Origin of the sequence: Acetobacter cerevisiae, assembly GCF_001580535.1 — a bacterium.
Taxonomy (GTDB): Bacteria; Pseudomonadota; Alphaproteobacteria; order Acetobacterales; family Acetobacteraceae; genus Acetobacter; species Acetobacter cerevisiae.
On the sequence record NZ_LHZA01000109.1, the window covers coordinates 1 to 17,726 of the forward strand.

16 protein-coding genes and 1 tRNA gene are annotated in these 17,726 nt (G+C 55.4%); 11 read left to right on the forward strand and 6 right to left on the reverse strand.

The features are described from left to right. On the forward strand, nt 1-430 hold a 430-nt coding region (locus AD928_RS02625; RefSeq protein WP_167347342.1), incomplete at its 5' end, for a S24 family peptidase. 137 nt (nt 431-567) lie between these two features. Beyond that, nucleotides 568-3,903, forward strand: coding sequence for a Hint domain-containing protein (locus AD928_RS02630; protein ID WP_062248048.1), 3,336 nt, complete (start codon nt 568-570; stop codon nt 3,901-3,903). Between the two features lie 367 nt (nt 3,904-4,270). Here AD928_RS02630 and AD928_RS02635 read toward each other — a convergent pair whose 3' ends face one another. Further along, the gene (locus AD928_RS02635) at nt 4,271-4,930 is read right to left on the reverse strand and encodes a hypothetical protein (protein WP_062248050.1); all 660 of its coding nucleotides are present in this window, start codon (nt 4,928-4,930) and stop codon (nt 4,271-4,273) included. 93 nt (nt 4,931-5,023) lie between these two features. Continuing rightward, nucleotides 5,024-5,263, reverse strand: a complete 240-nt coding sequence (locus AD928_RS02640; RefSeq protein WP_062248052.1) for a hypothetical protein — start codon at nt 5,261-5,263, stop codon at nt 5,024-5,026. 484 nt (nt 5,264-5,747) lie between these two features. Between AD928_RS02640 and AD928_RS14720 the strand changes: the two genes are divergently transcribed. From AD928_RS14720 to AD928_RS02655, 3 genes are all read left to right on the forward strand, one after another. Continuing rightward, nucleotides 5,748-6,203: a hypothetical protein gene (locus AD928_RS14720; RefSeq protein ID WP_156470073.1), complete on the forward strand. Its 456-nt coding sequence runs from the start codon at nt 5,748-5,750 to the stop codon at nt 6,201-6,203. 234 nt (nt 6,204-6,437) lie between these two features. Next, nucleotides 6,438-7,271, forward strand: a complete 834-nt coding sequence (locus AD928_RS02650; RefSeq protein WP_062248056.1) for a P-loop NTPase family protein — start codon at nt 6,438-6,440, stop codon at nt 7,269-7,271. Continuing rightward, nucleotides 7,268-8,077: a hypothetical protein gene (locus tag AD928_RS02655; RefSeq protein ID WP_062248058.1), complete on the forward strand. Its 810-nt coding sequence runs from the start codon at nt 7,268-7,270 to the stop codon at nt 8,075-8,077. Before AD928_RS02650 ends, AD928_RS02655 begins: the two co-directional genes overlap by 4 nt. A 303-nt stretch (nt 8,078-8,380) precedes the next feature. Here the strand turns inward: AD928_RS02655 and AD928_RS14725 are convergent, their stop codons facing one another. Continuing rightward, nucleotides 8,381-8,692, reverse strand: coding sequence for a helix-turn-helix domain-containing protein (locus AD928_RS14725; protein ID WP_062248061.1), 312 nt, complete (start codon nt 8,690-8,692; stop codon nt 8,381-8,383). 351 nt (nt 8,693-9,043) lie between these two features. Beyond that, nucleotides 9,044-9,133: transfer RNA gene (locus AD928_RS02665), tRNA-Ser, on the reverse strand. A gap of 155 nt (nt 9,134-9,288) precedes the next feature. On the opposite strand from AD928_RS02665, the gene efp reads away from it, so the two are divergent. The 3 genes from efp (at nt 9,289) to AD928_RS02680 (ending at nt 13,773) form a co-directional block, all read left to right on the forward strand. After that, nucleotides 9,289-9,855: an elongation factor P gene (gene efp, locus AD928_RS02670; RefSeq protein ID WP_043550522.1), complete on the forward strand. Its 567-nt coding sequence runs from the start codon at nt 9,289-9,291 to the stop codon at nt 9,853-9,855. 39 nt (nt 9,856-9,894) lie between these two features. Then, the gene (locus AD928_RS02675; RefSeq protein ID WP_043550719.1) at nt 9,895-10,725 is read left to right on the forward strand and encodes an inositol monophosphatase family protein; all 831 of its coding nucleotides are present in this window, start codon (nt 9,895-9,897) and stop codon (nt 10,723-10,725) included. Between the two features lie 93 nt (nt 10,726-10,818). Beyond that, the gene (locus AD928_RS02680; RefSeq protein WP_062248063.1) at nt 10,819-13,773 is read left to right on the forward strand and encodes an ATP-dependent DNA helicase; all 2,955 of its coding nucleotides are present in this window, start codon (nt 10,819-10,821) and stop codon (nt 13,771-13,773) included. A gap of 99 nt (nt 13,774-13,872) precedes the next feature. Here AD928_RS02680 and AD928_RS02685 read toward each other — a convergent pair whose 3' ends face one another. Both AD928_RS02685 and AD928_RS02690 read right to left on the reverse strand, forming a co-directional pair. Then, complete coding sequence (locus tag AD928_RS02685) at nt 13,873-14,076, reverse strand: cold-shock protein (protein ID WP_043550519.1); 204 nt, start codon at nt 14,074-14,076, stop codon at nt 13,873-13,875. Nucleotides 14,077-14,146: 70 nt separating this feature from the next. Further along, entirely contained in the window at nt 14,147-14,872 is a 726-nt protein-coding gene (locus tag AD928_RS02690) for a dienelactone hydrolase family protein (protein ID WP_062248065.1), read from the reverse strand. A 210-nt stretch (nt 14,873-15,082) separates the two neighbouring features. Between AD928_RS02690 and groES the strand changes: the two genes are divergently transcribed. From groES to AD928_RS02705, 3 genes are all read left to right on the forward strand, one after another. Continuing rightward, nucleotides 15,083-15,376, forward strand: a complete 294-nt coding sequence (gene groES, locus AD928_RS02695) for a co-chaperone GroES (RefSeq protein WP_043550518.1) — start codon at nt 15,083-15,085, stop codon at nt 15,374-15,376. A 60-nt stretch (nt 15,377-15,436) separates the two neighbouring features. After that, entirely contained in the window at nt 15,437-17,068 is a 1,632-nt protein-coding gene (groL, locus tag AD928_RS02700; protein ID WP_062248067.1) for a chaperonin GroEL, read from the forward strand. Nucleotides 17,069-17,300: 232 nt separating this feature from the next. After that, on the forward strand, nt 17,301-17,657 hold the full coding sequence (locus AD928_RS02705; protein WP_062248069.1) for a hypothetical protein: 357 nt from the start codon (nt 17,301-17,303) through the stop codon (nt 17,655-17,657). Nucleotides 17,658-17,726: the final 69 nt, after the last annotated feature.

The window sequence follows — 17,726 nt, forward strand, 5'->3', positions numbered from 1 at the left end:
GCCCCTGAGCCAATCCCCCTCCCGCCCCGCCCCGCAACGCGGTGGCCACCAAATTGTCATCCCCTGGCTTGATGACCGGGAAGAAGGATTGCGGGTCGGCAAAGGCTGGCTGGAGACGACCTTGACGCGCCCAACCATCGCAGCACTCCGCCTGACAGATGTTACAGGCGACGCCATGGCACCGACCCTACTCCATGGAGATATCGTCATGATCGATACAGCCTCGACCCAGGTTCAGGGCGGCGCACTTTACGCCCTGAAAATCGATGAGACCGTCATGCTGCGCCGCCTTGACCTGCGCCTCGGTGGCGGCATACGCGTTCTGGCTGACAACGATCGTTACCCGCCGCAGGACCTGTCGGCAGAAGACATTCAAAGCCTGAAGGTTGTCGGAGAAGTGGTCTGGTTTGGCGGTCTGCCACGAGGATAAGTGCGCCTTTCGATCTACGAAAAATCACACAATAAAAATTGTACGTGTTTCCGCTTGTTTTTCTACAGTTCCTCACTTAATCTTTCCTGAGAAATACCGCGCCTCGTTGCGGTTCGTCCGGGAAGGATTTCAGTGTAATGGCCAAGGTGACGTCAGCCTCATCGTCAGGAACACATCTCGTCAGTTCGGATGTTCACATCGTGAATGGTGCCGTGTGGCAGGACACTGAGCTTGGAGATGATGGAGAGTTATGGGTTGAGAACGGCGGCACAGCCCTCAATACCCTTGTCGATCAGGGCGACCTCACTATCAGCGCTGGCGGCCTTGCCTCAGGCGTGACCGTCACCGGGGATGACGACGAAAACGGCTTTCTTGAAGCTTATGGCGGTCTTCTGGAAGACGCCACTTTTACCAGTACAGGCTGGGGAATCATCGAACAGGGCGGTACTGCTCATTCCGTTCTCCTGATGGATGGGGGATACATCGAAGTTGCCGGGACAGTAGACGATGCGACCCTGCGCGGCGGGAGCATGCGAGTTGATTCCGGGGCAATTGTCAGGAATGTCACGCTTGAGCAGAACGGCGGCATGCTGATTGAATCAGGGGCGACCGTTACAGGTGTGACCCTTGGGCAGGGAGCCTCTTTTTCTCTGCAATCAGGAGCCACATTTACGAATGTGACTGTCGCAAGCGGCGGTCGTCTCGACGTTGACTCTATTCCTGCGGACGGCGTCACGATTGACGATGGTGGCAGTCTCGATTTTTCTGCTCTGAGCTGGGACGATGCTGCGACAGCCCAGATCGTGGGTGACCCCATCCTTGACGTCACGGCCAAGGGGGTCACCTCATCCGTTACACTGGACGGAGAGTATACGGGCGAGCATTTCGTTCTCTCGAGCGATGGACAGGGCGGCACACTGGCCACCCTGGAAGTTGATGACGGCACACCCTGTTATTGCGCAGGGACCCTGATCACCACCGATCATGGCGATATCCCGGTGGAAGCGCTGCAAATTGGTGACCGGGTTGTGACCGCATCCGGGGAGACACGTCCCATCCACTGGATTGGCCACCGAAGCTATTCCGGACGTTTTGCCTCGCGAAACCCCTCTGTTCTGCCTGTCATTTTTACAGCCGGGTCTCTGGGCAACGACCTGCCACGACGCGATCTCTGGGTCTCCCCGCTGCATGCAATGTTCATCGATGACATTCTGATTCCGGCCGTTCTGCTGGTCAACGGTCAGACCATCCGGCAGGCGGAACGGGTTGATCGTGTCCAGTATTTTCATGTTGAGCTTGAGAGCCATGATATCCTGCTGGCCGAAGGCGCGCCTGCAGAAAGCTTCATCGATGATTCCTCACGCGGCATGTTCCACAATGCTCCGGAATACGCTGCACTGTATCCCGACACCCAGAAAAAACCGGCCCGATATTGCGCCCCGCGGGTTGAAGAAGGCGTTCTTCTTGAAACTGTTCGAAACCGTCTGAACCAGACAGATAGACCAGACAACACGGAACAACCTTCAGATTCAGGCCATCTGGAAGGCTACCTGGATGCTGTGACCCACACGGAAATCAGGGGATGGGCGCGATGGTCTGACAGCGCCGAGCCTGTTCCTCTGCGCATTCTGGATCATGGTATCTGTATTGGGGCTATCATGGCCGATCTGACACGACAGGATGTCGGGATGGCGTGTGGTTTCCGGTTCATTGTCCCCCGTGGCCTGTCTCCGCACCAGCGTCATATGATTGATGTTCAGCCACTGCACGGAACAGGTCAGCTCGGACATGCTCCCTGGGGTCTTGAGCCTGTGGTTGAAACGCAGGCTGAAACCCGAACCACTCACCCCGCTCCTTCGCACTCTCTTCGCGGCTGGGTTGATCTCGTGTCGCGGGACCGGATTGCAGGCTGGGCCTATAACCCCGCCACCCCCGAAGTGCCCGCGCCCCTTCAGATCGTGGTCAATGGGCAACTTCGTGCCAGCACGGTCGCAAACGGGCGTCGCCCCGATGTAATGGAGGCCGGACAGGGCCCTGAAGGCTGCGGGTTCGATTTTCTTCTGCTGCCTCCCCTCTCTCCATTGACGCGGCACACCATCGAAATACGCTGGGCCGTCAATGGCTCTCTGCTGGGCGCGCCTGCTGTTCTGCCGCAAGCAGACAGCTTTGATCCGGATCTGGAGCAAGCGGTGCAGACCGCAGTCTCGTCGGCAGAAAGCCTCGAAACACAGAACCATGTCCTGTCCTTCCTGCTGGAGCAGGTCGATCGCCTGAAGCAGGTGCGAGCAGATACAGCCACAGACCACGCCCGTATGGCGCTGAGCCGGCAACTCGCCAGACGAGGATATGCTGAACTCATTACCCTTGCCCCGAAAGCGCTGGTCATTGACAGCGCCCTGCCGGACGGCCAGCGGGATGCCGGATCAGTGGCTATTCTGTCGCACATCCGGGCCCTGCAAACTCTGGGGTATCAGGTGACCTTTGTCGCTGCTGACGGGATGGGAACACAGGCTCCCTTCCCTGTTCCGGATGTTATGGTTTGCAACGTGCCATTTTATAATTCGGTGGAAGAGGTTCTGACGCGGCATGCCAACAGCTACGACGTTGTTTACCTCCATCGGGAACATGTGGCATCGCGTTACATGACCCTTGTTCGCCAGACCCAGCACCGGGCCCGGGTTGTTTATGCGGTAGCGGATCTGCATCATGTCCGCGTCGCCCGTCAGGCTGTCATTGAGGGACGTCCCGAACTGCTCGCAACAGCACGCCGGCTGAAAGCGTCCGAATATGAGATGACCCGCAAGGCAGACGTCGTGCTGACTCATTCTCTTGCTGAACTGGATCTCCTACGCCGGGACGTGCCGTCTGCCACTGTTGTGCATGCACCATGGGCGGTTCCTATCAGAAAATGTGTTCCGGGTTTCCAGAACCGTACGGGTCTTGCCTTTATCGGCAATTTTTCCCACTCACCGAATGCTGATGCGGCTCACTGGCTGGTCGATGAAATCATGCCATTGGTGTGGAAACAGTCGCCGGACATCATCTGCCATCTTGTTGGCAGCGCCATGCCGGAACGGATCCGGCGTCTTGCCAGTGACCGTGTCCATATTCGTGGGCGTATTCCTGATCTTTCCTCCATACTGGATCAGGTTCGGCTGACGGTTGCCCCATTGCGGTTTGGTGCAGGCATTAAAGGGAAAGTCCTCGACAGTCTTGCTGCAGGCGTGCCGTGTGTCATGACGCCGATCGCCACCGAGGGACTGATCTTACCCAAAGCACTGACAAAGCTTGTCGGCACCGGAAATGCAAATCTGGCACGGCTGATTGTTCGCACGCACACCAACCGCAACCTGTTTAATCAAAACTCGAAGGCGGGCCAAATCTATATCCGTGGTCATCATAACGAGCAGTGTGTCGCTCAGAGCTTGCAGATAGCCCTTCGCACCGCTTCAGATATCCAACAGGCGGGGTAAGCCGCCTGTTGGAAACAGCATGAGGGTTACCCAAAGCACGGCAAACCGCATCTTTTTTAGGCGTGTCGTCAGTTAGCACTCGGTACCATAAGGTTTATACTTCCATTTAATCTGCCATGTTTCCTCTATGTTTTCAGGGAGAGTGTGAAAGCGTCACTATAGTCTGAACGATAGTCAGTGTAAGCGGATAAAGGATCGTCCCCGAGTTGTGAAGGTCGTGTCGGCGGAACAACTGTGGATAACCGTCTATTTGTAGAAGCCGTCATGACGTGATTATGACGGCGCATTTCTATTGTCATGTGACCGCTTTTCAGACAGTGATACCAAAAAACAGCTGTCATCATGGCGTTATTCGACAAGGCCCCCATCAGGCAGCAGTTCGCAGCCCGCCCTCCGCGACTGCCTCAATCGCCTGCCTGAGGGCGGCAGTCACCTGGTGAGGATCACAGACCATGTCCTTGAAAATGAGAATGGGGCGCTGATTGGGTGGATAGCGATGCAATCGCCTTAAGGTCTCGTCCTTTCGTGCCTTTTGTGTTGACGAATAAGCCGTGAATGTCCGGTCAAACAGACCAACGACTTCGATAAAACAGCTCTTACCAGACTGGATCGAGCTCACTTTAAAGTCAGCAAAAGCCTCTTCCTGAAAAGTACATCCTTTCACAAGAGGATGAACGTCCAGCTTTACTGACGATGGCAGCATCGGTTTGATCCACCGATACACAGCCAATTCGTAAAGGGAATCAAACTCATGACCGTCCTGTGCGAGCTTTTCCTCGACAGGTAGGTGCGGATAGCACTGGTGCACAGCCTCACGAAAGGCCGCCCACGCCCCCTCCCCTGGCTGCCAGTATTTCTTGCGCAGATCCCAGGCCTTTCGCCCAAGGTCTGCCAACATAAAGCCATGGACACAGACGCCAACAAGCGCTGAAAGCTCGGCGTATAGGTCAATATCCCGGCGCGGAAAAAGACCGGTCCTAACAGGCATCGGAAACTGAAGTGGGTCGAAGCGATAATCAGCCGTCATAGGGAAGTATCCTAAAAAATGGCTCCGATCACACAGCGTGAAGCGGAGCCAGGAAAAGGTTTTTTTGGTGAGGATAGGGTGTGATTGAAGTGGTCAGGCTGCCTGCTTCATCGTCACTGGCGCCGCCAGAAGCTGTTCCAGGCGGCCATAACGACGTTCCATGTCGCGATGCAATATGACCAGCCCCTCCAAGGCCTCAAAAGCGGCTTCGCTACCGCCTAGGATCTCGAGCAGCAGAACACCCTCCAGAACATGAAGAGCTTTGAGTTCCATCGCTGTATGCACAACGTCATCGGTAACAGGAAACAGATCAGACAGTGGGTAATGAGACATGATTTTTGTCCTTGTCGTCCAAAAAAAGGGAGGAAAAGACCACACACATCCCGTCCCTCTTCCTCTGGGGCATTGACGGATATGCACAGTCACCGGAACACACCGGAAAAGCGTCTCCACCCCGCCCCGGTCAGAAAAGCCCTTTTTTAGAAAATTCATTTCAAAACAATGAGTTGAAAGAGAGCATTTTTAAATGCGATAGAACGAGAGAAAAGAAGAAAAAACCCAGCAATTTCATGTGCATACCGCAGAGTGCATATGAAATTGCGGTAGCGTGCCTTCATTTGGGACGAAAAAGTGCCTCTGAAGAGCGAAAACAACCGCATCTCAGGGGGTAGAAAGTCGGAATCACGCCCTGCCTAAAAAAGCCTCTCAACAATAACGTCCCGTTCTTGTCCCGCTTTGAGACTGAAACCATCTGGCTTTTTCAGAAGCCGGATGTCAGACTGAAAACGGCCAGAACCCTACAGAAGAAGGGAAGAACATGAAATACGACCAACATGCCCCGCTGGCGGCCATGCTTTCAGAAGCGGCAAAAGAGAGTGGGCAAGGCTCATTAATGGCATGGATGGAATACCGTCATGACGAGTTGCTGGTCGAACTCGGCTCGAAGCGTGTTCGGTGGCCGATATGGCTTGCGCTTTTTCGGCAACTCGACTTGCGTGATGCCAACGGAAATCATCCGACGCTTGAGACCGCCCGGAAAGCATGGCAGCGGGTCCGCGCCCAGAAAAAGGTCGCTCAGGCAGCGCTGTGTCCGGTCCAGCATTACCGCCCACAACTCGACCGTCGCACTGTTCAGGCAACACCAGCCCGCCCTGTAGAAGAAGATCTGTCTTCGCCTGTTGATTTTCACCCCGACCTGCAGCGCATTCGGGAGAATCTCTCCCGGACGACTGCCCAACGCCCCCGGCCCCTCACTGAGGACAGCATCACTTAAATGTGATTCCATAACCATTCTGTCAGGTTCTGTATTTTTCTGAATCTTCTTTCCAAAAATCTTGCGTCTTTCTGCGTCGTCCTGCGTCCTCAGGCGTCTATGGTTTTCACTAATGGATCATATATCATTTGTCTTAATCTGATAAAAAACTCTTTTACCATCCGAGATGATGCAAAATAAGAAGATGGACTCACGGCATAAATAATGCACCCTCTACCAAATCGGAGGGAAGCCATGAAAACTATTAAACCCGTTCCAGACCATGAAGTGCCAGTCACACTAAAAACCAGTCTTGCCCAGAAGAGTGCCATCACCCCCTGCTGCCTGATCTTTGCGGGGCGGGGAGGAACCGGCAAAAGCACACATGCCCGACTGCATGCAGAGTGGATCGAAAGATCTGGATTATCTCTGAAAATAGCTGATCTAGACAGAACAAATGCCACACTGACGGCATTCTATCCTAATCTGGTTGAAGCACCTCGAACCGCCGATGACAAGGATGTCATGACATTCCTAGAGGATATTCTAGAACGTCAAATTGAAGAAAAATATCATCTGATTCTGGATTTTGGGGGTGGTGATCTTGTTTTAAAAAATCTCGCTCTCCGTCTTGATCTCGTCGGTTTTTTTCGTGATTACGCTATCCAGCCTGTCCTTTTTCACCATCTAGGAGCCGATCTGGATTATCTTGCTTATCTGGCGAGCCTTGAGGAAGATGGTCTTTTCCGCCCAGAAAAAACGATTGTAGTTTTAAACGAATTCATAAAACCTTCTTCTCAGTCTGTTGAAATTGCCTTTGAAACGATCATGCGCAGTAGACAGTTGGGAGACGTTCTGAAACGTGGAGCACGTATGATCTCGCTCCCAGACCTATTGCCGGCACCGGGCATCGACCGAAAACGTCTGCGATTTTATGAGGCCGTTCAGAACCGGCAATCTGTCGATATACCACCTCTGGGCCCCATCAAACGTCAGATGCTGGTTCAGTGGCTTCGGACAGTTGGTGAACGTTTTCGCGAAGCTGATGTTGATCTGCCCTGGATTCCAACGAAAGGGCAGTTCCCATGACATCGCCCATCATCCCCCGCAACACTCAAATCCCTCACTCGGAACTCTCTGCCGCGCTTGAGGAGTATCGGCGCAAGGCGGAACAGGCCGGTATCAGACCTGGAGATCCACTTCATGCCTGGGTAGAAGCCACAGATCGTCTGTTCGAGGCACTGGCAGCCCGTTTTGAAGAGAACGAAAGTCAGCAAGAGGAGACGCTACAGAGGCTGCAGGAAGCCGTCTACCGAATCACTCAGATTTCTGTTCTTCTTACGAAACATTCTTCCACACCCCCTCCTCCGCCAAAGACCCTCGAAGGTCATGTTGTGGGAGACCCGCATGGAATGCTCGCCATCTTCTTCGAACTGGCTGCCGATGTGCTTCCATTTCTCAGGCGACCAGGATACCGGCTCCTGCTTGTGGGGGGAATGATTTTTTCCTCGTTTTTGGGGGGAGTTGTCATGGAACAGGACGCCATGAGTCGCCAAATGGCCCAGACCGTAAGCGCAGCAAGCGTCCAGATTGATCAGGAGAGGGAAGAAGCCCAAAACAAGGTCGCACAGGCTGAGAAGCATGCAACCGGAGTCGTCATCGCTGCCCATAAGCATGATGCTGCAGTCGCGGAATTCCAGAGTGCCATGACGCAGGCACCGTCCTCCATTATTTCATGGGCTGCCGTGATAAAGAGCACTCCATTCACTGAGGACATGCGCGATCAATGCCGTGGGACGATCCGCATGAGCCAACAGCCGCCCTATCGGCGTTCCTGTTCAATTGAAATAACTCTCGGATCGCAAGACGCCGTCAACGCGATTGCTGGGAACTGAATTCAGCATTTTTAATAGTTTAAGCTTGATATGAGCTTGCCATGCGGGGGATACAAACGTGTAATCCCCACGCCTACTTATTTGTGGACTATTTTTCAAGTATAAATAATTAAAACAGAATTTTATGAGATCCTACTCTTGTATCCATGCACAAAATCCTGAGTATTTTAACTACTTTTATTTTCTCAGGTAATGTCCAAAATTTCTCCGCATAATGCACTTAGAAGAGGAGTCCTCGCCTGAAAGGCAACCACGGGGACAGACATCAAAGAAACGTCCCCATGTCGCTCCAAAGCTATCTCACTAATGAAAGAGAAAGAACGTTATCCACAAAGTGGCAACGCTCAAAGCAATGAAAGTCACCATATCCAAAGACAGAAAAGGAGCACATGCCCGCCCACGGCCGGAGGTGGGAGGCAAAACACCCACGCATTTTATAAGTGCCAAAACATCGGCCAGTAAAAACAGTGTTTTGCGCCCGAATTTGTATTTGGGGAGCCTTCCCGCGGCGACATAACGATCGATTGTTTTCACGTGGCAACGGAGGTGAATTTCCGCCGCCTCCTTCCGGGTAACGAACGGCCCCTTTGGGACCAATATGTCTGTATCGTGCATGATACGCACTCCTCAAGCCTGATGGCTGATAACCAGCCATCTTGTCGAAACCACCATGCTGAGGAGCATCAGGTGATTGGAGCTGTCTTGGGGAGATGTCGTATTGAAAAGTTATCTTCGTTGGGAAGGTATGAGGATGACGTGGAAGGGTAGTTAAAGATAAAGCTCCTCAGCAAAATCTCGTTTTGTTCTACCAGAACCCAACCCCTATTGCCAACATAAATTGTCAGGAGCGGTTCTTAAGCCGCCCGACGCCGCAGGAAACCGCAAATCATAAGGTGGGATGTATGATGGGACCAACCAGAAGAAGGTATATAAATATCTGTTTTTACTAGGAAATTTATCATCTGATGGCGGAAGAGGTGGGATTCGAACCCACGGTACGGTTACCCGCACGCCAGTTTTCAAGACTGGAGCCTTCAACCACTCGGCCACCCTTCCTGCATCAGATTGAGAGCCTTATAACTAGGGTCGCGCTGCCTGTCCAGCGGGTGAAAATGGCTTTTGTCTGGGTTGTTTCTCTCTGCTCGGCTTGCTCTAAGGCGTTTGGAGTTGTAAAAGCCCGGTCCTTACATCCATCCATTCAGGGACGAGTTATGAAACAGCAGGCGAACCTGATCCGGGCCGGACAGGTCATCGAGCATGATGGCCGTCGCTGGACGGTGCTCAAACAGCAGATCATTACCCCGGGCAAGGGCGGCGCTTTCATTCAGGTGGAAATGCGCGACCTCAAGACGGGCAACAAAACCAACGAACGCTGGCGTACAGCTGACAGTGTCGAGCGCCTGATGACCGAGGACAAGGAATATCTCTATTCCTATACCGATGGTGAATCCCTCGTGCTGATGGACCCTGAAACGTTCGAGCAGACCATGATTCCGGTTGCTCTGCTGGGTGATCAGGCACCGTTCCTGCAGGACAACATGACCATCAACATCCACCTGGTGGAAGGCGACCCGGTCGGGATTGATCTGCCGCCGCAGGTCACGCTGGAAGTTGTTGAGGCTGATCCGGTGGTTAAAGGCCAAACGGCCAGCTCCTCCTACAAGCCCGCCAAACTCTCCAATGGTGTAAAGACCATGGTGCCGCCCTTCATTGAAGCCGGTGAACGCATTGTCGTCCGGACTGAAGACGGCTCTTACGTCGAACGCGCCAAAGACTGATCTTCCGCATTACTCCAGACAGGACAAAACATAGTGGCCATGCGTCTTTCCCCCGTCATGATGGTGATGCAAACTGCCGCCCAGAAGGCAGCAAAGCGTCTCCTGCGCGATTTCAATGAAGTCGAGCAGCTTCAGGTAAGCATCAAGGGGCCGGGTGACTTTGTTTCTCAGGCAGACCTGCGTGCAGAACAGACCCTGCGTGAAGAGCTGGAACGGGCTCGCCCGGGCTATGCCTTCCTGATGGAGGAATCTGGCAAATCCGGTGGTGATAACTGGACATGGCGCTGGATTGTGGACCCGCTGGACGGCACCACCAACTTCCTGCACGGCATCCCGCACTGGGCCATTTCCATTGGCCTCCAGCGTCGGCTGCCGGACGGCAAGATCGAACTGGCTGCCGCTCTGGTCTACAACCCGGCTGCTAACGAAATGTTCTGGGCGGAAAAAGGCACAGGGGCGTTCCTTAACGAACGCCGCATTCGTGTCTCTGCCCGTCGGGACATGCAGGAAGCCGTTTTTGCAACCGGTATCCCGTTTGCAAAAGTGCCTGCCCGCCAGCGCCTGCCGTTTGCCCGCGTCATGGGGAACCTCATGCCGCGCGTTGCCGGTATCCGTCGTTTTGGCGCAGCCGCACTGGACCTCGCATGGGTCGCCGCGGGCCGGTACGAGGGCTACTGGGAATTCGGCATCAAACCGTGGGATTGCGCCGCCGGTATCCTGATTCTGCGTGAAGCAGGTGGTCAGGTCACAGATCCGGCCGGGCTGGATCTGGATGATATGCCGGACGACGTCATGATCGTGGCAGGCAATGGCTACATGCACAGCAAGCTGCTGGAAATTGTAGCAGACAGCCTGAAAGACGCCTCCTAAAGCCTTCCAGAAGGGAGCCTGCTCAGCCTGAACTGGCTCCCTTTTTTAACACCCCCTAGCCACACACCGCAGATTGCGTAAGGTGGAACCTCCATGCAGGCGACCTTCCCCTCTGCGCACGACGCGCCCGCCCTTACGGCGCATCATCGTGGCTTCTCCCTTCTGACAGAAGACGGCGAGTTTCTTACACTCTCCGCATCAGAACTCCGCGCCCGGCTGGACAGCATGCCCTGCCCGCTGGTGGTCCACGCGCCCTCCGTTGCGCGCAAGCTGGACCTGCCGGCTCCCGGCCAGCCCTCCCCATGGCTGGACCTGCTGGAACTCTTCACCTTTGTCTATCCGGCCCGAACTGCCGCACCCACACCACGCGGGCTGGCATTAGCGCTCGGGGTAGAAGAAGCCCGGATTGGCCGCGCCGAAGCGGACCTTCTCCCCTTGTTGGTCGAGATCATGCTGGCCGAACTGGGCCGCCAGAAATCAGGGCCTTTTGGCGAGATGCTAGCCGCCCTGACCGTTCGGCTGGCACAGGCTGGCTGGCCATGGGCTGGCACCGTAGCCGAAACACTGGGCCTGCCGGACAAGCTCGACGGCAAGGGCAATCTGCCAGAAGACGCTCTGCAACCGGGCGACGCCCTGCGCGTCTGGCGCGTTCTGCCAAAATGGGAAGATGTTGCTCCTCGGCCGCCGCCAGCCTCGCACCCTATTACACCGGCAGAAGCCCGCACACGCCTGCGCACCCTGCTGGGTGAAGGCTCGGAAAGCCGGGCTGGTCAGGCTGATTTTGCCAGCGTCTCCACGGCAGCCTTTGAACCCCGCACTCATCGCGGTAATCCTGCGGTCGTGCTGGCGGAAGCCGGAACGGGCACAGGCAAAACCCTCGGCTATATCGCCCCAGCCAGCGTCTGGGCGCAACGCAATGGCGGCAGCGTGTGGATCAGCACCTACACCCGCCATCTGCAACGCCAGATTGAACAGGAAACGCATCGGCTTTTCCCCGATGACGCGACGCGCCGCCACCATATTGTGCTGCGCAAAGGGCGGGAAAACTATCTCTGCCTGCTGAACATGGAAGAGGCCGTCAATAGCGCCGCCTCCCGCCCGGCTGGTGTGACCATCGCCCTTGCCATGCTGGCTCGCTGGACCCGCGCTACTGCAGATGGTGATCTGCTGGGGGGCGATCTGCCCGGCTGGTTTGGCGATCTGTATGGTCAGGGAAGCGTCTTTGGCGTTGCCGACCGGCGTGGCGAATGCATTCACGGCGCCTGCCCGCATTATCAGCGCTGTTTTGTGGAACACACCATCCGCCGGGCACGGGAGGCAGATCTGGTCATTGCCAACCATGCACTGGTCATGGCGCAGGCGGCGTATGCACAGGCCGCCATGGGCGACAATTCCGAAGAAACAGAAGAAGACGCCACCCCCTCCCGTTATATCTTTGACGAAGGCCATCATCTGGCCGACGCAGCCGATGGAGCGTTTTCCGCCGAACTCTCTGGCCTGGAAGCTGCCGAACTCCGCCGCTGGCTGCTGGGGGCTGAAGGCCGTCGCTCGCGTGCCCGTGGCCTGAAACGTCGGCTGGACGATCTGGTCGTAGGCTTCCCCAAGCTGGAATCCCCGCTGGATGCCGCCCTCATGGCGGCCCATGCGCTGCCCGCTCCCGGCTGGTCCGCCAGGCTGGCGGATGCTGAAGCGTCAGAGACCTCACCACCCGAACCGCCCCCGATTGACGACCCCGACGCGCTTTTCCCGCCTCAGCCCATTCTTCCGGAACCTGTTCTGGAAAACCCGACCGAGAGCTTTCTGCGTCTCCTCCGTCAACAAGTGCTGGCACGCAGCGAGGACCGTCGGCAGACGCATCAGTATGGCGCACTGGAATGTGATCTGCATCCCCTCATCCCGGATCTCACAGCATCCGGGCAAGCTCTGGCGCGTGCACTCAGCCGGATTGCCGAACCCCTGCGCACACTTGCAGAACGCCTTCAGGCCCGCCTGCAGGATGACGCGGACTCTCTAGACAGCGTAACGCGTGGACGGATTGAAGCGATGGTGCGCGGCCTACGTCGGCGCGCCATTACGCGGCTGGATGCATGGATTTCCATGCTGGATGCTCTGGACCAGCCGCCGCCAGCCGACACCACGCCAACCCATATTCACTTCATCCGTCTGGACAGGCGGCAACAGCAGCGCCTCGGCGAACATGATGTTGGCCTCCATCGCCATTGGCTGGACCCGACCATTCCATTTGCCGCCGTCATGGCGATGCCTGCTCAGGGGATGCTTATCACATCCGCTACGCTGCGCGATCAGTCCGACACGCCGCATGGACAAGGTGAGCCGGAAACTGAAGAAGCGGAACACGTGTGGGAAGCCGCGGAAGCCCGCACCGGAGCCAATCACTTCCCCTCCCCGGCCATTCGCGCCAGCCTGACCAGCCCGTTTGATTATGCCCGGCAGACGCGCACTTTTATTGTCACGGATGTGGACCACGCCAGCATTGCCGATCTGGCCGCAGCGTATCGCACTCTGTTTGAGGCCTCTGGCGGCGGCGGACTGGGGCTGTTTACCGCCATCTCCCGGCTGCGCGGCGTGCATAGCCGCATCGCCCCGGCACTGGAAGATCAGGGGCTACCGCTTTACGCTCAGCACGTCGATGCAATGGATAACGCAACGCTGGTGGATATTTTCCGCACAGAAGAACATGCCTGCCTGCTGGGCACGGATGCCATGCGTGACGGGGTAGACGTTCCGGGCAATGCCCTGCGTCTTGTTGTGTTTGAGCGGGTGCCGTGGCCACGTCCGGACATTCTGCACAGAGAACGCCGTATTCATCTCTCAGGGGGTGATACCACGGGATATGATGACCGGATTGCTCGCCTGCGGTTACGGCAGGCATTTGGACGGCTGATTAGAAGCCAGTCAGACAAAGGCGTTTTTGTGCTGCTGGACCGCCGCACACCCTCTCGCCTGCTGTCAGCGTTTCCCCCCGGAGCGGAAGTCCGGCGTCTGGGGCTGGCAGATGCAGCGCGGGAAATCAGAGCGTTTTTGTAAAATCGCGCAGTCCGGCTGCCAGCTGGACCCCAATAAGCAGACCAAACAGGCAGACCAAAACGCACGTCCGGGCTTTTAGGCCCTTCGTCTTAAGCCGACTTAGATCGGCTTAAGTTCAGTCGCGGCAACTTTACCACGCTCGGTCACGAGTTCGTATGAGACTTTCTCGTTCTCATTCAGACCACGCAGACCAGCAGCCTGCACAGCTGTGATATGAACGAAGACATCCTTGCCCCCATCGTCAGGTGCGATGAAACCAAAGCCTTTAGTGGCATTAAACCATTTAACTGTACCGGTCGGCATAGGCGGGTAACTTTCCCTGATATCTCCTACCGGACAACCATATGACCGGTTACAGGATGTACTTATCGGGTCACGAAGATGCGGTCTTGTCAATCAAAATACCCTCTGCCGGTGCTCCGTGTCCGGCATGGGACCGCAGATGCGCTTCCAGAAAGGCGACACTGCGCTTCTGCGCCAGTTCATAGGCATCCAGATCAAACGACGCCCGCTGTGAGCAGCCAAAGCCGTGCCCTGCTCCGTCATACATATAAATTTCAATCTCAGGATGCGCGGAGCGAATGGTACTCACATCTGTGTGTGGAATGGTGGTGTCGGCTTCACCAAAATGAAGCTGAACAGGGCAGCGCGGAGTCTCACTAATACGGGCTGCAATGCCGGCACCATACCAGCCGACAGCAACCGCAAAACTGTTGGTCTGGGAGGCTGCTTCCCACGCCAGAAGGCCGCCCCAGCAATAGCCGATAATGCCAACCTTTGCTGCGTTCAGCGCGGCCGAGGCCGCCTCCAGATCCAGCAGCGTTTCCGCCAGCGGAATACGGCTGCGCAGCGCGAGGCCAGTCTGAATATCAGCTTTTTCATAGCCCAGCTCCACGCCGGGCTCGGCACGGTCAAACAATGCGGGAGCAATAACGTGGAAACCGTGCTCGGCAAATGTGTCGCACACATGCCGAATATGGCCGTTCACGCCAAAAATTTCCTGCACCACAACCAGTGCGTAGGGCATGTCGGTATGGCCGGCTTCATAGGCTGAAAATTCGTGCCCATCTGCAGCCTTAAGTGTGATGATTTGTCCCATGAGGCGACTCCCTGTGAGTGAAAATTAAAGGTTGAAGAAAGTTTTCCACATTTCTTGACTCAGGAGGAGGACAAACCTATCTCCTGTTTTGGCACTCCCGGGGTGGGAGTGCTAACGCAACGCGGCGTTTATTACGCGCGGTAGATGCAGGTGGTGTCGCTTCCTGACAAGGGCGCCACCGCAGCAAAAAAGAATGTGGAGCGATCCATAATGACGAAGTTTCGTCCTTTACACGACCGAGTAGTCGTTCGTCGTCTCGCAAGCGAAGAGAAGACGGTTGGCGGCATTATCATCCCTGACACGGCAAAAGAAAAGCCGATGGAAGGCGAAGTCGTTTCCGCAGGTCCTGGCGCTCGTAACGAGCAGGGGCAGGTTGTGGCGCTTGATGTCAAGGCCGGTGACCGCGTTCTGTTCGGCAAATGGTCCGGCACGGAAGTGAAGATCGACGGCGAAGAGCTGCTGATCATGAAAGAAAGCGACATTCTGGGCGTGATTTCCGCCTGAGTGTGACGCGCTGATCCGCTTTTCGACCTTATAAACTGATCTCTCACAGGAGAATTTGATATGGCTGCCAAAGACGTAAAGTTTGGTGGTGACGCTCGCCAGCGTATGCTGCGTGGCGTTGACATCCTTGCTGACGCTGTAAAAGTGACGCTGGGCCCCAAAGGCCGTAACGTTGTGCTCGATAAGAGCTTCGGCGCACCGCGCATCACCAAAGACGGTGTGTCTGTTGCCAAAGAAATCGAACTAGCTGACAAGTTCGAAAACATGGGCGCACAGATGCTGCGCGAAGTGGCCTCCAAAACCAACGATATCGCTGGTGACGGCACGACCACTGCAACCGTTCTGGCTCAGGCTATTGTTCGCGAAGGCCACAAGGCCGTTGCTGCTGGCATGAACCCGATGGACCTCAAGCGCGGCATCGACAAAGCTGTCACCGCCGTTGTTGAGGAACTGAAGAAGAACACCAAGAAGATCACCACCCCGGCGGAAACCGCTCAGGTCGGCACGATCTCCGCTAACGGTGAAGCCGAAATCGGCCAGATGATCTCCGAAGCCATGCAGAAAGTTGGCTCCGAGGGCGTTATCACAGTTGAAGAAGCCAAGCACTTCCAGACCGAGCTGGACGTGGTTGAAGGCATGCAGTTCGACCGTGGCTACATCTCCCCCTACTTCGTGACCAACACGGAGAAGATGACGGCTGATCTGGAAAACCCCTACATCCTGATCCATGAAAAGAAGCTGTCTTCTCTTCAGCCGATCCTGCCGCTGCTTGAATCTGTTGTGCAGTCCGGCCGTCCGCTGCTGATCATTGCAGAAGACGTGGATGGGGAAGCTCTGGCAACTCTGGTTGTCAACAAGCTGCGCGGTGGCCTGAAAATTGCTGCTGTTAAGGCTCCGGGCTTTGGTGACCGTCGTAAAGCCATGCTGGAAGACATCGCGATCCTGACCGGTGGTCAGGTCATCAGCGAAGACCTCGGCATCAAGCTCGAAACCGTCACGCTGCCCATGCTCGGCACGGCTAAAAAAGTCCGTATCGACAAGGAAAACACGACCATCGTTGATGGTGCTGGCAAGTCCGAAGAAATCAAGGGCCGTTGCAAGCAGATCCGTGCGCAGATCGAGGAAACCTCCTCTGACTACGACCGTGAAAAGCTGCAGGAACGTCTGGCCAAACTGGCTGGTGGCGTTGCCGTGATCCGCGTTGGCGGCTCCACGGAAGTTGAAGTCAAGGAACGCAAAGACCGCGTTGACGACGCTCTGCACGCAACCCGTGCAGCCGTTGAAGAAGGCATCGTTCCGGGTGGAGGCACGGCTCTGGCTCGCGCTTCTGCCAACCTGTCTCACCTGCACTACCACAATGACGATCAGCGCGTTGGTGGCGACATCATCCGCAAGGCTCTGCAGGCTCCCCTGCGCCAGATCGCTCATAACGCTGGTGAAGATGGTGCGGTCATCGCCAACAAGGTGCTTGAATCCAACGAATACGCTTTTGGCTTCGACGCACAGGCTGGCGAATACAAAAACCTGGTGGATGCCGGTATCATCGACCCGACCAAGGTTGTCCGTACGGCTCTGCAGGACGCAGCTTCTGTTGCTGGCCTGCTGATCACCACGGAAGCCATGGTTGCAGAACGCCCTGAAAAGAAAGCAGCTCCGGCTGGCGGCCCTGACATGGGTGGTATGGACTTCTAAGAGTAAAATTTGATTACTCTTAGAGTCTTCTAAAACACCTTAAAAGGTGGGTGCGCTCTCAAGGCGCATCCACCTTTTTTATTTTGTAGAGATCCTGAAACAGCAATTTTGCCCGGGTGACTTTTATCTAGTATCGTGTCTCACACCTTAGCGCTGGATAGGCAGGACTTTATAATTTAGAGTAAGATCCAATTTGTTTTTAAGCCCTGGTTAATTACCAAAGAGAAATAAGATGTCGGCTTCACTTGCTTCTCCCAAAACGTTTTTAGAAGATGTTGAATGGACATGGGGTCCCCTCAATCTTAGTCCCCTTACCACATCTTTGCGATTTGGCTCTGATGGACTGATTAAGGGATATGAGCATGCAAACGAGCATTTCTGGACGCTAAAGGACGATGTTCTTGAAATTTATGCTACGGACGGGCGTTGCATGTGGCGTTTTGAGCAGGCGCTTGACTCTGGAAATACTTTGACTTTCATCAGCTATCCTCAGCAAGACCCTCTCTGGAATGTTTTCTTTGGTCTCAGTGCTTTAAAAGCAGATATCACCACAGTTATTGAGTCAAACGGACACCCCTTAGATCTTTAATCCCTTAAAAAAATAGCAAATCTGAAAAGGGTATTCACCTCGCTATCTATGGCGTGTCGTCAGTTAAGC

Bases quoted from the DNA above. Each gene is read 5' to 3' on its own strand.
- AD928_RS02685 (WP_043550519.1), bottom strand. From the start codon at position 14,076: ATGCCGACCGGTACAGTTAAATGGTTTAATGCCACTAAAGGCTTTGGT.
- AD928_RS02655 (WP_062248058.1), top strand. From the start codon at position 7,268: ATGACATCGCCCATCATCCCCCGCAACACTCAAATCCCTCACTCGGAA.
- AD928_RS02680 (WP_062248063.1), top strand. From the start codon at position 10,819: ATGCAGGCGACCTTCCCCTCTGCGCACGACGCGCCCGCCCTTACGGCG.
- AD928_RS02675 (WP_043550719.1), top strand. From the start codon at position 9,895: ATGCGTCTTTCCCCCGTCATGATGGTGATGCAAACTGCCGCCCAGAAG.
- AD928_RS14725 (WP_062248061.1), bottom strand. From the start codon at position 8,692: ATGCACGATACAGACATATTGGTCCCAAAGGGGCCGTTCGTTACCCGG.
- groES (WP_043550518.1), top strand. From the start codon at position 15,083: ATGACGAAGTTTCGTCCTTTACACGACCGAGTAGTCGTTCGTCGTCTC.
- efp (WP_043550522.1), top strand. From the start codon at position 9,289: ATGAAACAGCAGGCGAACCTGATCCGGGCCGGACAGGTCATCGAGCAT.
- groL (WP_062248067.1), top strand. From the start codon at position 15,437: ATGGCTGCCAAAGACGTAAAGTTTGGTGGTGACGCTCGCCAGCGTATG.
- AD928_RS02650 (WP_062248056.1), top strand. From the start codon at position 6,438: ATGAAAACTATTAAACCCGTTCCAGACCATGAAGTGCCAGTCACACTA.
- AD928_RS02640 (WP_062248052.1), bottom strand. From the start codon at position 5,263: ATGTCTCATTACCCACTGTCTGATCTGTTTCCTGTTACCGATGACGTT.
- AD928_RS02690 (WP_062248065.1), bottom strand. From the start codon at position 14,872: ATGGGACAAATCATCACACTTAAGGCTGCAGATGGGCACGAATTTTCA.
- AD928_RS02705 (WP_062248069.1), top strand. From the start codon at position 17,301: ATGTCGGCTTCACTTGCTTCTCCCAAAACGTTTTTAGAAGATGTTGAA.
- AD928_RS14720 (WP_156470073.1), top strand. From the start codon at position 5,748: ATGAAATACGACCAACATGCCCCGCTGGCGGCCATGCTTTCAGAAGCG.
- AD928_RS02635 (WP_062248050.1), bottom strand. From the start codon at position 4,930: ATGACGGCTGATTATCGCTTCGACCCACTTCAGTTTCCGATGCCTGTT.
- AD928_RS02630 (WP_062248048.1), top strand. From the start codon at position 568: ATGGCCAAGGTGACGTCAGCCTCATCGTCAGGAACACATCTCGTCAGT.